The organism is Sinorhizobium chiapasense (genome assembly GCF_045277575.1).
Lineage (GTDB): Bacteria > Pseudomonadota > Alphaproteobacteria > Rhizobiales > Rhizobiaceae > Ensifer > Ensifer chiapasense_A.
In genome coordinates, this window is sequence record NZ_CP144205.1 from 864,869 (window position 1) to 878,497 (window position 13,629).

The 13,629-nt window shown below is 62.5% G+C and carries 18 protein-coding genes; 8 read left to right on the top strand and 10 right to left on the bottom strand.

Features of this window, described 5'->3' with window-relative positions:
- Positions 1-16 precede the first annotated feature (16 nt).
- From QM996_RS04175 to QM996_RS04215, 9 genes are all read right to left on the bottom strand, one after another.
- Positions 17-256, bottom strand: coding sequence for a hypothetical protein (locus QM996_RS04175; protein WP_500269421.1), 240 nt, complete (start codon positions 254-256; stop codon positions 17-19).
- A 164-nt stretch (positions 257-420) separates the two neighbouring features.
- On the bottom strand, positions 421-1,401 hold the full coding sequence (locus QM996_RS04180) for an NUDIX hydrolase (protein ID WP_500269422.1): 981 nt from the start codon (positions 1,399-1,401) through the stop codon (positions 421-423).
- The gene (locus QM996_RS04185; protein WP_500269423.1) at positions 1,391-1,930 is read right to left on the bottom strand and encodes a tyrosine phosphatase family protein; all 540 of its coding nucleotides are present in this window, start codon (positions 1,928-1,930) and stop codon (positions 1,391-1,393) included. Before QM996_RS04185 ends, QM996_RS04180 begins: the two co-directional genes overlap by 11 nt.
- A gap of 1 nt (position 1,931) precedes the next feature.
- Positions 1,932-2,540 (bottom strand): YfbR-like 5'-deoxynucleotidase, encoded by a 609-nt coding sequence (locus QM996_RS04190; RefSeq protein WP_173516026.1) that lies wholly within the window; start codon positions 2,538-2,540, stop codon positions 1,932-1,934.
- The gene (ygfZ, locus tag QM996_RS04195) at positions 2,537-3,385 is read right to left on the bottom strand and encodes a YgfZ/GcvT domain-containing protein (RefSeq protein ID WP_500269424.1); all 849 of its coding nucleotides are present in this window, start codon (positions 3,383-3,385) and stop codon (positions 2,537-2,539) included. The genes QM996_RS04190 and ygfZ overlap by 4 nt, the downstream gene beginning before the upstream one ends.
- Positions 3,386-3,693: 308 nt before the next feature.
- The gene (locus QM996_RS04200; RefSeq protein ID WP_500269425.1) at positions 3,694-4,485 is read right to left on the bottom strand and encodes a hypothetical protein; all 792 of its coding nucleotides are present in this window, start codon (positions 4,483-4,485) and stop codon (positions 3,694-3,696) included.
- Between the two features lie 15 nt (positions 4,486-4,500).
- A complete protein-coding gene (locus tag QM996_RS04205) occupies positions 4,501-4,770 on the bottom strand; it encodes a hypothetical protein (RefSeq protein WP_093232155.1) in 270 nt (89 codons plus the stop codon).
- Positions 4,771-4,929: 159 nt separating this feature from the next.
- Positions 4,930-5,382, bottom strand: a complete 453-nt coding sequence (locus QM996_RS04210) for a TIGR02301 family protein (protein ID WP_500269426.1) — start codon at positions 5,380-5,382, stop codon at positions 4,930-4,932.
- On the bottom strand, positions 5,379-5,840 hold the full coding sequence (locus tag QM996_RS04215) for an NUDIX hydrolase (RefSeq protein ID WP_500269427.1): 462 nt from the start codon (positions 5,838-5,840) through the stop codon (positions 5,379-5,381). Before QM996_RS04215 ends, QM996_RS04210 begins: the two co-directional genes overlap by 4 nt.
- A 61-nt stretch (positions 5,841-5,901) precedes the next feature.
- Here QM996_RS04215 and QM996_RS04220 point away from each other — a divergent pair, with 61 nt between their 5' ends.
- Positions 5,902-6,681, top strand: coding sequence for an SOS response-associated peptidase (locus QM996_RS04220; protein WP_500269428.1), 780 nt, complete (start codon positions 5,902-5,904; stop codon positions 6,679-6,681).
- A 16-nt stretch (positions 6,682-6,697) separates the two neighbouring features.
- On the opposite strand, the gene QM996_RS04225 is transcribed toward QM996_RS04220, so the two are convergent.
- On the bottom strand, positions 6,698-6,841 hold the full coding sequence (locus QM996_RS04225; RefSeq protein ID WP_173516032.1) for a hypothetical protein: 144 nt from the start codon (positions 6,839-6,841) through the stop codon (positions 6,698-6,700).
- Positions 6,842-7,369: 528 nt separating this feature from the next.
- On the opposite strand from QM996_RS04225, the gene cysS reads away from it, so the two are divergent.
- The 7 genes from cysS to cimA all read left to right on the top strand — a co-directional run bounded on the left by cysS (position 7,370) and on the right by cimA (position 13,342).
- Positions 7,370-8,761 carry a cysteine--tRNA ligase gene (gene cysS / locus QM996_RS04230; RefSeq protein ID WP_500269429.1) on the top strand — a complete coding sequence of 464 codons (1,392 nt, stop codon included), beginning with the start codon at positions 7,370-7,372 and terminating at the stop codon, positions 8,759-8,761.
- A gap of 109 nt (positions 8,762-8,870) precedes the next feature.
- The gene (locus QM996_RS04235; protein ID WP_500269430.1) at positions 8,871-9,254 is read left to right on the top strand and encodes a VOC family protein; all 384 of its coding nucleotides are present in this window, start codon (positions 8,871-8,873) and stop codon (positions 9,252-9,254) included.
- A gap of 12 nt (positions 9,255-9,266) precedes the next feature.
- Positions 9,267-9,758, top strand: a complete 492-nt coding sequence (locus QM996_RS04240) for a GFA family protein (RefSeq protein ID WP_500269431.1) — start codon at positions 9,267-9,269, stop codon at positions 9,756-9,758.
- Positions 9,755-10,231 (top strand): GFA family protein, encoded by a 477-nt coding sequence (locus QM996_RS04245; RefSeq protein ID WP_500269432.1) that lies wholly within the window; start codon positions 9,755-9,757, stop codon positions 10,229-10,231. The genes QM996_RS04240 and QM996_RS04245 overlap by 4 nt, the downstream gene beginning before the upstream one ends.
- Positions 10,204-10,725, top strand: coding sequence for a GFA family protein (locus QM996_RS04250; RefSeq protein ID WP_500269433.1), 522 nt, complete (start codon positions 10,204-10,206; stop codon positions 10,723-10,725). The genes QM996_RS04245 and QM996_RS04250 overlap by 28 nt, the downstream gene beginning before the upstream one ends.
- A 2-nt stretch (positions 10,726-10,727) precedes the next feature.
- Positions 10,728-11,690 carry an alpha/beta hydrolase family protein gene (pip, locus tag QM996_RS04255; RefSeq protein ID WP_500269434.1) on the top strand — a complete coding sequence of 321 codons (963 nt, stop codon included), beginning with the start codon at positions 10,728-10,730 and terminating at the stop codon, positions 11,688-11,690.
- A gap of 35 nt (positions 11,691-11,725) precedes the next feature.
- Entirely contained in the window at positions 11,726-13,342 is a 1,617-nt protein-coding gene (gene cimA, locus QM996_RS04260) for a (R)-citramalate synthase (protein ID WP_500269435.1), read from the top strand.
- The last annotated feature ends 287 nt before the right edge of the window (positions 13,343-13,629 follow it).

Consider the following 13,629-nt stretch of genomic DNA (forward strand, 5'->3'; position numbering starts at 1 on the left):
GCCACCGTCGGTGGGGTCAGCGTTGCATGATGAACGGGCAGGCGAAGCGTTCGCCGACGGTGATCTGCGTGCCGCAATCGTAGCGGCAGGTCTTGAATTGGCCGTTCGAATCCTGGCTGTTGAGATTGCAGATCGTTGTCTGCGGCTGCGAGCCGCCTTGCTGATTCTTGAAGTAGTCGGGCATCTTTGGCTTCTCGTCGATCCCCGATTGCGGGCTGCCGAGCAGCGACGTCAGCAGGGTCAGTGCGAGTAGCATGGGGTTTACCTCAGTCGAAATTTCGCGTCGTTCTGGTGTGGGGGCGCGCCACGAATGTTTCGTCTCCACCCACGGCGCCAACCATATCACGATCCAGCAAATGTAGGTCGCATCTCGGGATGTTTTTAGACGCAGCGTCGCTTTTCAGCGCTTGATGGCTGGCATCATCGCCCGCCAACCTTGAGGCCCGGGGCGGGGCGCTCGTCGAGGATCTGGCGGCGGAAGCGGAAGAGTGCGGCCGGCCGGCCGCCGGTCGAAGAGAGCGTCATGCCCGTCGGTTCCACCAGTTCCGCGCCTTCGACGAGGCGGCGGAAGTTCTGCTTGTGCAGGTGGCGGCCGGAGATCGCCTCTACGGTCGCTTGCAGGTCGGTCAGCGTGAACTCCGGCGGCATCAGTTCGAAGACGACCGGCCGGTACTTGATCTTGCCGCGCAGTCTCGCGATCGCTGTTGCCACAATACGCCTGTGGTCATGGCGCATCGCCTGTCCGGCGGTCAGAACGTCGTGACCGTTACCGTGGCCGTCGATGACCGCCTCGGGCACCAGCCCGGCCTCATAGAGCAGTTCGTAGCGCTCCAGCACGCGCTCTTCATCCCAGGGGAAGTCGTCGAGTCCGAAGGCGAGACGGATGCGCGCCCGGCGTTGCGCAATCGGCCCCGCTCGCTCGTCGCCGATGGCGCCGCTCTCCCAGCGGGCAAGCCCAGGCAGGATCGCTTGATCGAGGATTGGCGGGCGGCCCTGACGCCAGTCTTCCCACGGCAGATAGCCGTACCAGTCGCGCCAGTGCGCGCCGGCTTCGGCGAGCCGCTCGGTGTTTTCGGCATCGGTCCTGGTCAGCGCGAGATAGCCGACCGAGACCATGTGTTTGCCTTCTTCGCCCGGAAGCCGCTGGCGGCCGCGATCACCAAAGGTGTAGAGCTGCTCGATATAGCCGAGCTTCAGCGCCGTTCGCTTTTCGACGCGATCGCGCAGGCTCGTTTCGAATGTCCGGTGGAGCGCAGGGTCGAAAGGGCCGAAGGGCAGGCTGTCGCGCGTGTCGCCGTCCGCTTCGCTGACGGCGAGGATGCGCGGGCTGCGCTGGACGACGGCGACGATCGCCGCATTGAGGCCGATTTCAACGGTCGTCGGCTGCGTCTCAGTCGGCAACGGTTGCTCCCTCGACAAGGAGCGGCAGGACAAAGGGTGCGTTGCCGTCCGCGTCCGCTCCCCGGCCGATCGCGCGAACAGCGGCGATCAGCCGTCCGTTGCGCTCGAGCACCGCATCGCCGATTTCGATGAGCCGGCTGTTGGGGGTCGCGAAGGGCGAAGCCTGCCGCAGGTGCTGCACCAACTCTGTGTCGTCCTGGTCCGGCTCGGCCGCAAGCGCCGCGATGAGCGCGGCTGCGGGCGAACGGGAAACGCCCATCCAGCAATGGACGAGCAACGGGCGCGCGCGGTCCCACTCCTGGGCAAAGGCCATGATTTGCCGGACATGGTCTTCCTGCGGTGCCACCAGATCGCCGGTGCCGGCGAAAGTGATGTCGTTCATGCCCAGTGTCAGGTGCCGCGCCTTGGTGATGATGCCCGGGCGATGAAAATCCTGCCCCTTGGCGACGAGGCTGATCATCTCGGTACAGCCGTGACGGACGGCCATTTCGGCAATGCGGGCAAGCGGCGAAACGACGATACTGGGCATGTCAGATGTCCGCTCGCGCCGGCAGGCGCTGCGCTTCCAGAACCTGAAACCGCTCCGTGAACAACCGCTGCGCCTCGACTGCCGGCAAGGGATCGATCAGCAGCGTTTCGCGGGTGATGCCGCGCGGCTGGCCGAAGAATTTGCGCGCCTCCTCCACGGAAAAGCCGGCGAGCACCGTCGCTTCGAAATAGGCAGCGACATGATCGGCCTTCTTGATGCGATCCTTCAGCTCCTTGGAGCAATGAGGCGGCAGGCCGAATCTGAGATGGATGGCACTTTCCAGCCGCTTCTCCACCGACTTGTAGCCGCCGCCGACCACGGCCTTGAATGGCGAGATCATGTCGCCGATCACATATTCCGGCGCGTCGTGCAGAAGGGCCAGCAGGCAGTCGTCGGCGCTGCATTTGTAGCTGCGGCGAAAGATGTCCTCGACCATCAGGCTGTGCTGCGCCACCGAGAAGGCATGGTCGCCGGCGGTCTGGCCGTTCCAGCGCGCAACGCGCGCCAGCCCATGGGCGATATCGCTGATCTCGACGTCGAGCGGTGACGGATCGAGAAGATCCAGCCGGCGGCCGGAGAGCATACGCTGCCAGGCGCGGGTCGTCGTCACGCGCTTGCCTCGTCGGCGCTCGTCGGGAAGGAGAGCCCGGTCCATTCGGGCAGAATCATGGTCACCGCCACATCGCCGGCAAGCAGCGGGATCCCATTCGCCATGGCCTCGCCGGCCTTATCGATGCGCACGATCGCAAGCGCAGACTTGCCCTGGACGGTGCCCAGTGCGCCGATGGCTTTCTCATTCGCGGTGATCGTCGTCCCGCTCGGGGGGAGTGCCGTTTCGGCAGAAACGATCACGACCCGGCGGCGCGGCGTGCCGCGGTGCTGCATCCGAGACACCACTTCCTGGCCGACATAGCAGCCCTTCTTGAAGGAAAGGCCGCCGTTCTTGTCCAGGAGAACGTCATGCGGAAAAGCATCCTGTGGGACATAGTCGGCGCCGGAGACCACAACGCCTGACGCAATGCGAAGCCGCTCGAGTTCTTCGACACTGGCGGTGTCGCCGGCTGCGTCCCCATAGCTGCGGAAGAGCGTTATCCCGGCCTTCTCGAACCGGTGATCCCGGTAGGCACCCTCAGGCGCTGTTTCGTCAAATATCACAGTGACAGCGGCCGACGCATCGATCGACAGCTCCACCGCCGAGCGAAGCTTGTACATCGTCAGGCGCTTCAGCAGCGCCTCCGCCTGGTCGCGCGCGGTCTCCAGGCGGAGGCCGTCGCCGTCGCGGGAAATCATGAAGTCGAACAGGATCTTGCCCTGCGGCGTCAGAAGCGCGCCGGGACGCGCTTCGTCGGGTGCCAGCGCGTCGAGGTCGGTGGTGATCAATCCCTGGAGAAGATCTTCTGCGTCCTTGCCGGAGACGGCGACAATCGCGCGGTCGTCGAGGCGAACTCTGGGCATCGTTCGAATCCTGCTCGGTGGGGTGGGAACCCCGCTCTAACCTACTGCATGTTTCCTTTAATCGTAGCCGATTAAAGGAAAAACATGCAGCACTTCAAAGTGCTACAGCGACCTTTGCGCGTCCGATAGGACGCGCGGCGCTGTAGAGCATTTCCAGCAAAAATGCGTAGCAGTTTTGCGTTCGGAAATGCGTAACAACAAAGACCGATCACGACGGCAATCCCGGTCGACTCGACCTGGTACCTTCGTGATCTCTTGGCGAAGAGGTAGGATGTTCGGAGAGGATCGGCAAGCGCGGTCGCCGGCGGTCAGTCGCCGGCGATGAAGAATTTCCACTTTCCGTCCGGCATGATGCCGACGCGGTAGAAGTTATAGCTGCCGAACTCTTCCATGTCGGCAAAGTCGCCGGCGGTGACCAGCCGGAACAGGTCGACCTTTTCCGGTGCCGTCAGCGTGGAGAGCTTCTTTTCGGCGAAATAGGGCCAGACATAGGCCTCCTGCGGCGTGCCCTTGTCCACCAGCACGAAGCCGGTCGACAGCACGTCGAGCAGGATCGCCAGAATCTCGACGCCTTCCTGGTCGCCCGAGAGGCTCTTCAGGATCGCAACCGGGTCTTCGTCGCCGGTGACGCCAGTGACCTGGGTCTGGTTCGGGCCCTTGCCGAGCAGCGGGCGCAGGCGCTCGATATCGCCGGAAGCAGCCGCCTCGACGATCAGCTCGCGCATCCGGGCTACCGGCGCCGGTATCTTGGAAACGTCGGTCAAGACCTCGACAGGCCCGGCCGGCTCCGGCTCCTCGGCCGTGGGAGCCTCGTCCTTGGTGATCGTCGCTGACTTGTTGATCAGCGGATCGGGCATGGGGATTTCGAGCGGAAGCTTTTCTTCCTCTTCCGGCTCCTCTGCGACGGGCTCGGCCACGGGCGGCGGCGTCTTCTGGTCGCCGGCAGCGGGCTGTTCGGTGGGAACGGGTTGCGGCGCGCCCTGCAATTCGCTGAGAGCAAAGGCGGGGGAGAACGCTGCCTGGGTGCTCAAGGCGACACCGGCCAAAAGCAGCGTAGCGAGGCGAACCGGAAGGGTCCGGTTTGCAAGATTCCGACTCATCGGGCAGTCCTGATATTACTGAAGCGTGCGCTGGGGCGAGAATTCACCGGCGAGCACGCGCTCGCGAAGCGAATTGAGCATTGCTTCGGCACCATCTTCGCCATGAAGCCGAACGGTTTCCCGCATGGCGAGCGCAATGGCCGCATCGGCGATGATTTCCGGCTCGATACCATCAGCCATGCCGTCCGCCCAGGCCTCGCTCTGGTGTTCCAGCGCAGCCTGCATTTTCTCGTGGACGATCATGTCATCGATGTCGGTCAGGCTTGGTTCCATCATTCGTTCCATGCGACTTCCATTGTGCAAGCGGTTCATTTTTTTGGCCGTCCGGCTGAACTCCAACTGAACGACCGTGACGGACTCGCCACTTCTTACCACTCTCTTAACGAACTTAGCAGCCTTTTCCCGAAACGACACGGGGTCGTGAGAAAAGAGGTTAATTTCTTGCTAATTTCCAAAGCGGGCGACGATTTCTGACGCAAGTGTTGCGCCTTCGGCACGGTATCGCTGCTCGGCGACGATCGCCGGTCCCGTGCAGGTGGTATAAACGGAGGCGAAGGTGCGATACCCACGGTTGAAGGCCGCGGTCATCCTTTCACGCCGTTTGATCTCGTCTGCCGTCTCCTTGTCGATCAATTCCTGCATCGAACGGCGCCAGACGTCCTCGGGCTCCTTGACGCAAAGGTTCCTGAGATAATGGACAGAACCAAGAATTTCGGAAAGTCGAATCAATCTCTGGTCGTAGGGCGTGGGTTTCTCTTCCGCGACCACGGGGGCCGGGGCGGTGGCCTCGGTCGTCGCCGGTTCGTTCAACGTCGTTTTTTGCGCCGTCGCACCGGTGGCGGCTGTCAGCGCGAAACCGGCCAGGGCGAGCCGCGCAAGGATCGGGGCAGTGATCATGGCTTCACCAAGCCTGAATTGACGGCGGTTTCAAGGCCGCGGCTGGATTCCGTGCCGATGTTTGCGAGCCTTTCCACGCATTCGCGCACGCTGTCCGGGATCGGCAAGGCAAAGATTTCGGCGGGCGTGAACCAGCCAAGCCCGGCTGCATCGTCACTGGCAATGGCAACCGCATCGGCGCTCGCCTCCGCTCTGAAGACCGAGAGCAGGAAATGGCGTCCTTCCGATTCCTTGCCAGGCAGGTCGTAGGTTTCAAACAGCACGGGATTGCGGGCTTTGATGCCCGTCTCTTCCCAAAGCTCGCGCAGTGCTGTTTCAGCCGGCGTCTCTCCGGGTTCTGCCCGTCCGCCGGGAAAGGCGTACATGTCGGCTGACGGCGGATTGGCCCGCCTTACGAGCAGGTAGCGGCCGTCGCGTTCGAGAATGACGGAGGAGGCGAGTTCGGGCTTGGTCGACATTGGGGAATCAAATTGCCTCAGTAACGTTGACCCATCCTACGTGAAGTGCGACATCCGTGTCATGTGCGGACGTTTTGCGCTGACGGCGACGCCGGAAGAACTCATGGAATTGTTCGGCCTGCTGGAAAGCGATGACTTTCCGGCGCGATTCAACATAGCGCCAACACAGCCGATCATGGTCGTCGTCGCAGGTGAGCGCGCTGAGCCCGGCAGTAACCTTCCCGAGCGCAAGGCCGTTCTCGTGCGCTGGGGATTCATGCCTGGCTGGGTCAAGGACCCGCGCGATTTTCCGCTGCTGGTCAATGCCCGCGCCGAATCGGCGATCGAAAAGGCGTCGTTTCGCGCCGCCATGCGACACCGTCGCATCCTCGTTCCGGCCTCGGGCTTCTACGAATGGCGCAGGCCGCCGAAAGGCAGCCGCGAGCCGTCGCAGGCCTACTGGGTGCGGCCGCGAAAGGGCGGCATTGTCGCCTTCGCCGGCCTGATGGAAACCTGGTCGTCGGCCGACGGTTCCGAGGTCGACACCGCTGCGATCCTCACGACGGCAGCCAACAGCTCCATCCGGCAGATCCACGACCGCATGCCCGTCGTCATCCAGCCCGAGGATTTTGCCCGTTGGCTGGATTGCAAGACGCAGGAGCCGCGCGACGTCGCGGATCTCTTCGGTCCGGCGGCGGAGGATTATTTCGAGGCAATCCCTGTCTCCGACAAGGTCAACAAGGTCGCCAATACCGGCCCGGACATTCAGGACGCGGTGACACCCAAGACGATATTGGATGTCCAGCCTAAGGGCAGAAGCAAACCGGACATGCCCGATAGCGGGCAGATGTCGCTGTTTTGATCGAACAACCCAGGGGTTAGGCGGGCCGCTTGGTCAGTTTGGTCGCCGACTTTCCCTTCGCTTGCAGTGCAGCGGCGAGCACGGCCTTCAGGCCGAGCGGACGGTACTGTTCGACGAGATTGGTTGGCTTGGCGATTTCTTTGGTCTTTGCGGCTTTCACTTGCACTCACTCCTTAGATCACGATGAATTTGGGTCGGATCGACCCAAATTCATAAACGTGACCGTTTCTAATAAGTTAGAGCGGGCTGCGGGCGGACAACCGCACGCACTTTTCCTCATCCCGCTCTGATGCTTTCCCGAACCGGATACATTCCGTTTTCGTCTTTTGGCGCGAAAACGATGCTCCTCCCTGTTCTCCGGAGACAGGAACCCGTGGTGCAGAACCAACTACACCGCGAATCTGTTCTCCGCATGGCGCTCCCAGATAAGCCTAATCATGACAAATCCATGGCCGCCGTTTCCGTTTCGATAGCCGACTGTGCTTGCATGCGGCTGACCTCTTGACCGAAATCGGGTGACGCGCGATAAGTGAGCGCATGAAAACGGTTATCTGCATTATCTGCCGGAAGATTATTCGCTAGCGTCCCGCTGGCCTGGCCGTTTTCGTCTCCTAAAATCCAAGATGACAAACGCGCGGGCCTTCCGGGCGCCGTATTTCGACGGTTGTAAGCGTATTGGAGAATGGGAATGGGCGGAGCGCCGACATTGAAGCTGTACAACACGCTGACGCGGGAAAAGGTCGACTTCCGGCCGATCGATCCCGACAACGTCCGCATGTATGTCTGCGGCCCGACGGTCTATGACTATGCCCATATCGGCAATGCCCGGCCGGTGATCGTCTTCGACGTTTTGTTCCGGCTTTTGCGCCATGTCCATGGTGCCGATCACGTCACCTATGTTCGCAACATCACCGACGTCGACGACAAGATCAACGCGCGGGCGCTGCGCGATTATCCGACGCTGCCGCTCAACGAAGCGATCCGGCGCGTGACGGAGAAGACCGAAACCCAGTTCCTTGCGGATGCCAAGGCGCTCGGCTGCCTCGATCCGAACGTGCAGCCGCGGGCGACCGACAACATCGCTCAGATGATCGAGATCATCGAGAAGCTGATCGCCAAGGACCACGCCTATCAGGCCGGCGGCGAGGTGCTGTTCGATACCAAGTCGATGGCCGACTATGGCCAGCTTTCGAAGCGCAACCTCGACGAACAGCAGGCAGGCGCCCGCATCGCCGTGGAAGCGCACAAGAAGAACCCGGGCGACTTCGTGCTGTGGAAGCTCTCGGCCGATAACGAGCCGGGTTGGGAAAGTCCATGGGGCAGGGGCCGCCCGGGCTGGCATATCGAGTGCTCGGCCATGAGCGGACGCTATCTCGGTGAGGTCTTCGACATTCACGGCGGCGGGCTAGACCTGATCTTCCCGCACCATGAGAACGAGATCGCCCAGTCGCGTTGCGCCCACGGCACAGAGGTGATGGCGAATGTCTGGATGCACAACGGCTTCCTGCAGGTCGAAGGCCGCAAGATGTCGAAGTCGGAAGGCAACTTCGTCACCATCTACGAGTTGCTGCACACCGAAAAGTTCGCCGGCCGCCAGTGGCCGGGCGAAGTGCTGAGGCTCGCCATGCTGATGACGCATTATCGCGAGCCGATCGATTTTTCGGTGAAGCGGCTGGAGGAAGCCGAACATCTGCTTTCCAAGTGGCCGGTGCCGGGCGATGCAGCGGGCGAGGCCGATCCGGCGGTGGTTGCCGCACTTGCGGACGATCTCAACACCGTCGCTGCCGTTCAGGCGCTCCATGCGCTCGCCCAGAAGGCGGCGGCCAATCCGAAGCTGCTCGGCACCTTCGCCGCCAGTGCGGCCCTCATTGGCGTCGTGCCCGAGGCGGTCGAACTGGACGACGCCGTGGTGCACGACATCGACAGCCGTGTCCGTGCCCGCTTGGAACTGCTGAAGGCGAAGAACTTCGCCGAGGCCGACAAGATCCGCGACGATCTTGTGGCGCAAGGAATCCAGCTCAAGGACGGCAAGGATCCGGCAACCGGCGAGCGTGTGACGACTTGGGATATCAAGCGGTGATCGCGAACCCGGCGGCGCGTTTTGTCCGGTCGCATTGATCGGGCTCGGACAGAGCCATCCGGGGGGCGGCGGAAACGCGGAGAGCATGCATGAAAGAGGAGTTCGTGCGATGATCGACCATACGGGCATCCCGGTCGCGGATTTCGACCGGGCGCGGTCGTTCTACGACAAGGCCTTCGCTCCGCTCGGCGCCTCGCTGCTGATGATGGTGCCGGTGGAACATACCGGCGGCGTCAGAGTCGGCGGCTATGGCCGCGAACGGCCGGTCTTCTGGTTGCACGAAGTGGCTGCGGCTGGCCCGGGTCGGCACTATGCGTTTTCGGCGCGGAACCGCGCGGAAGTCGATGCCTTCTACGAAGCGGCGATGGCGGCCGGCGGGCGCGACAATGGCAAGCCGGGACTGAGGCCGCACTACCACCCCGACTACTACGGGGCCTTCGTGATCGATCCCGACGGCAACAATATCGAAGCCGTCTGCCACGCGCCGGGCTGAGGAGGAGTTGCGATGAGTCTCGACAACAGGCCCTATTATACTGGCGGCTGCCAGTGCGGCGCGGTCCGTTTCCGTGTCGAGGGCAGGCTCGGCGACGCCTCCGTCTGCCATTGCCGCATGTGTCAGAAAGCGAGCGGCAACTTCTATATGCCGCTGGTTTCGGTTCGCGGCGCGCATGTCACCTGGACGCGCGGCGAACCCAAGCGCTTTCAGTCCTCCAACGCAGCACGGCGCGGTTTCTGCGGTGATTGCGGTACGCCGCTGACCTATGAGGCGCCGGACGGAATGGCGCTGGCCATTGCCGCCTTCGACGAACCGCAGGGCATCGTGCCGACCATCCAATGGGGGATCGAGCGCAAGTTGCCCTATACCGATCACATATCGGAATTGCCCGGCGTTGCTACGATGGAAGATCCGGACGCGGTCGAATTCTTGACCAATCTCGTTTCCTACCAGCATCCCGACCACGACACCGAAACCTGGCCCCCGGAGGAAAGACGATGAGCGAAAACGTTCGAACAGGCGGCTGCCAGTGTGGCGCAGTCCGCTTCCGTATCCGCGGCCAACTCGGCCGCCCGTCGATCTGCCATTGCCGCATGTGCCAGAAGCAATTCGGCTCGTTCTTCTCCGCGCTGGTGACGGCGCCGAAAGATGGCGTCGAATGGGTGCGGGACGAGCCGAGCTACTTCCAGTCCTCGGTCAACATCGATCGCGGCTTCTGCCCGAAATGCGGCACGCCGATGACCTACCGGCACCCCGGCGGCCTCGAGATCGCGATCGGCACCTTTGACGATCGCACCGATCTCGCGCCGAAGATCCAGGTTAACTACGCCTCGCGCCTTCCCTGGGTCGAGACGATCTTCGAGCAGCCGGTCCTGGAGGATCCGGACTTCTACGCGCGGCAGGAACGTATCATCTCCTTCCAGCACCCGGACCATGAAACCGATCAATGGCATCCTTCGGGAGCGTTCCGGTGACCATCTCCCGCATCTATACCGGTGGATGCCAGTGTGGCGCCGTCCGCTACCGCGCCGAGGGCACGCTCGCAGATCCGCATATCTGTCATTGCCGAATGTGTCAGAAGGCGGCCGGGAACTACTTCATGCCGCTGGCGAACGTCGCGCGTGACAGTTTTGACATTACCCGCGGCCAGCCGTCCTGGTTCCGCTCGTCGCATCTGGTCCGTCGCGGCTTCTGCAGCCACTGCGGCACGCCGCTGTTTTACGACATGCCGGATGCGGGTTTCATCAACATCACGCTCGGCTCGCTCGACGATCCGGATGATGTGTTGCCCCTCTATCAGGCGGGCGTCGAGTCTCGAGTCCTCTGGTTCTCGCGGCTCGCCGGGCTGCCGGAAAAAGAGACGGACGATGGCAGCGAGGTGTCCGCCACCCGCCATCTGATCGTACTGGAAACGAACCGCCAGCACCCGGACTACGACACCGTGCATTGGCCGCTGACGAAAGACTGAAAATGACGACTGTACTGCGTACGCTCTATCCGGAAATCGAACCCTATGCCTCGGGTCACCTCAATGTCGGCGACGGTCACGTGATCTATTGGGAAAGGGTCGGCACGCCAGGCGCCAAGCCCGCCGTCTTCCTGCATGGCGGACCCGGCGGCACGATTTCTGCCAACCATCGCCGTCTGTTCGATCCGGCACTCTATGATGTGACCCTGTTCGATCAGCGCGGCTGCGGCAAGTCGACACCGCATGCGAAGATTGAGGCCAACACCACATGGCATCTCGTTGCCGATATCGAGCTGCTGCGCGCACAGGCCGGGGTCGACAAGTGGCTGGTCTTCGGCGGTTCCTGGGGATCGACGCTTGCGCTCGCCTACGCCGAGAAGCATCCGGAGCACGTTTCGGAACTCGTGCTGCGCGGCATCTATACGCTGACGAAAGCCGAACTCGACTGGTACTATCAATTCGGCGTCTCGGAAATGTTCCCGGACAAGTGGGAGCGGTTCATCGCGCCCATACCGGAAGCAGAGCGGCACGAGATGATGCACGCCTATCACCGTCGCCTGATGAGCGACGACAAGGCAACGCGCCTTGCGGCGGCAAAGGCCTGGAGCATCTGGGAAGGCGAGACGATTACGCTGCTGCCGGAATTGTCGACCAGCGCTCCTTTCGAGGACGACGAGTACGCCGACGCCTTCGCGCGCATCGAAAACCACTTCTTCGTCAATGCCGGCTGGATGGAGGATGGCCAATTGTTGCGGGATGTTCACCGGCTTCACGGCATTCCCGGGGTTATCATCCATGGGCGCTACGACATGCCGTGCCCGGCGAAATATGCCTGGCAATTGCATAAGGCCTGGCCTGGATCCGATTTGCATCTGATAGAGGGGGCAGGGCACGCCTATTCCGAGCCGGGCATTCTCGACCGGCTGATCCGCGCCACGGACAGATACGCAGGCAAGACCGAGTAAGACCAAGCAAGAACAGAGCAGTTGGACGATTAGCCATGACCAGGGAACGCATCTACCTCTTCGACACGACGCTACGGGACGGGCAGCAGACGCCCGGCATCGACTTTTCGGTCGAGGACAAGATTGCGATTGCGAGCCTGCTCGACGGCTTCGGCATGGATTACATCGAGGGCGGCTATCCCGGTGCGAACCCGACCGACACCGAGTTCTTCACGAGCAAGCGCACGCAAAGGGCATCCTTCGTCGCCTTCGGCATGACCAAGCGCGCCGGCGTTTCGGCGTCCAATGATCCGGGCCTCGCGGCACTACTTGCCGCCAAAAGCGACGCGATCTGTCTGGTCGCCAAGAGCTGGGACTACCATGTCGAGGTCGCACTTGGCTGCACGAACGAGGAAAACCTCGACAACATCCGCGCTTCGGTCGAGGCCGTTGTCGCCTCCGGCCGTGAGGCGATGGTCGACTGCGAGCATTTCTTCGATGGTTACAAGGCCAATCCGGCCTACGCGCTCGCCTGCGCGAAGACGGCTTTTGAAGCCGGCGCCCGCTGGGTCGTGCTCTGCGACACCAATGGCGGCACGCAGCCGCCTGAGGTGCGCGAGATCGTCGCCGCGGTGATCGCCGCCGGCGTGCCCGGCGCCAATCTCGGCATCCACGCCCATAACGATACCGGCCAGGCGGTCGCCAATTCGCTGGCTGCGGTGGAGGCTGGCGTGCGCCAGATCCAGGGAACGCTGAACGGCATCGGCGAGCGCTGCGGTAACGCCAATCTCGTCACGCTGATCCCGACGCTCGCGCTCAAGGAGACCTATTCCAGCCGCTTCGAAACGGCGATTGATGCCGATCGCTTGCAGGAACTGACGAAGCTCGCCCATTCTTTCGACGAGCTATTGAACCGCTCGCCGGATCAACAGGCCCCTTACGTCGGCGCATCCGCATTTGCCACCAAGGCCGGCATCCATGCCTCGGCGCTGCTCAAGGATCCGCGCACCTACGAGCATGTCGCGCCCGAGAGCATCGGTAACCTGCGCAAGGTCATGGTATCGGACCAGGGCGGCAAGGCCAATTTCATCAACGCGTTGAAGCGCCGCGGCATCGCTGTGAGCAAGGACGACCCGAAGCTCGACAAGTTGATCGCCATCGTCAAGGAGCGGGAGGCGACCGGCTATGCCTATGAGGGGGCGGACGCGAGTTTCGCGCTGCTTGCGAGCCGTATCCTCGGCACGGTGCCGGACTTCTTCCACGTCGAAAGTTTCCGCGTCATGGTCGAGCGCCGCTTCGATGCCAACGGCAATCTGAAGACCGTATCCGAAGCGGTGGTGAAGGTGGTGGTCGATGGCGAGACGATGATGTCGGTCGCCGAAGGGCACGGGCCCGTCAACGCACTCGACCTCGCGCTGCGCAAGGACCTCGGCAAGTACCAGTCGGAGATCGCCGATCTCGAGCTCGCGGACTATAAGGTCCGTATCCTCAACGGCGGCACCGAGGCGATCACGCGCGTGCTGATCGAATCGACCGATGGAACCGGCGCGCGCTGGTGGACGGTGGGCGTCTCCGACAACATCATCGACGCATCCTTCCAGGCGCTGATGGACAGCATCATCTTCAAGCTGCTGAAGAACCGGGATCATGTGGGCCTGATCGCTGCCGAATGACGTCGGCGGCGAGATAAGACTGGGTCCGCTCCGGCGGGGTGATGAGTAAAACTCACCATCCCTTCACGGAAATGAATTGGTACATAGCCGGGCATTGGGGTAGGACGCTTTACGGGAGCTTGCGCCGGCTGGTAAGCCGCGCCTTCCCTACAGCGCCGCGCGTCCCGTCAGACAGGTCGCTGTCGCACTTTGTGTTGCTGCATGTTTTGCCCTTAGGTCGGAGACGATTTAGGGAGACGGGCAGCAGAGATCGGAGAGCGGCTCGTTCCACCAAGGCTCGCCGGCAA

Bases quoted from the DNA above. Each gene is read 5' to 3' on its own strand.
- QM996_RS04210 (WP_500269426.1), bottom strand. From the start codon at position 5,382: ATGATCACTGCCCCGATCCTTGCGCGGCTCGCCCTGGCCGGTTTCGCG.
- cysS (WP_500269429.1), top strand. From the start codon at position 7,370: ATGGGCGGAGCGCCGACATTGAAGCTGTACAACACGCTGACGCGGGAA.
- QM996_RS04250 (WP_500269433.1), top strand. From the start codon at position 10,204: ATGGCATCCTTCGGGAGCGTTCCGGTGACCATCTCCCGCATCTATACC.
- QM996_RS04200 (WP_500269425.1), bottom strand. From the start codon at position 4,485: ATGAGTCGGAATCTTGCAAACCGGACCCTTCCGGTTCGCCTCGCTACG.
- QM996_RS04205 (WP_093232155.1), bottom strand. From the start codon at position 4,770: ATGGAACGAATGATGGAACCAAGCCTGACCGACATCGATGACATGATC.
- QM996_RS04245 (WP_500269432.1), top strand. From the start codon at position 9,755: ATGAGCGAAAACGTTCGAACAGGCGGCTGCCAGTGTGGCGCAGTCCGC.
- QM996_RS04175 (WP_500269421.1), bottom strand. From the start codon at position 256: ATGCTACTCGCACTGACCCTGCTGACGTCGCTGCTCGGCAGCCCGCAA.
- QM996_RS04235 (WP_500269430.1), top strand. From the start codon at position 8,871: ATGATCGACCATACGGGCATCCCGGTCGCGGATTTCGACCGGGCGCGG.
- ygfZ (WP_500269424.1), bottom strand. From the start codon at position 3,385: ATGCCCAGAGTTCGCCTCGACGACCGCGCGATTGTCGCCGTCTCCGGC.
- QM996_RS04240 (WP_500269431.1), top strand. From the start codon at position 9,267: ATGAGTCTCGACAACAGGCCCTATTATACTGGCGGCTGCCAGTGCGGC.
- QM996_RS04185 (WP_500269423.1), bottom strand. From the start codon at position 1,930: ATGCCCAGTATCGTCGTTTCGCCGCTTGCCCGCATTGCCGAAATGGCC.
- cimA (WP_500269435.1), top strand. From the start codon at position 11,726: ATGACCAGGGAACGCATCTACCTCTTCGACACGACGCTACGGGACGGG.
- QM996_RS04215 (WP_500269427.1), bottom strand. From the start codon at position 5,840: ATGTCGACCAAGCCCGAACTCGCCTCCTCCGTCATTCTCGAACGCGAC.
- QM996_RS04220 (WP_500269428.1), top strand. From the start codon at position 5,902: ATGTGCGGACGTTTTGCGCTGACGGCGACGCCGGAAGAACTCATGGAA.
- pip (WP_500269434.1), top strand. From the start codon at position 10,728: ATGACGACTGTACTGCGTACGCTCTATCCGGAAATCGAACCCTATGCC.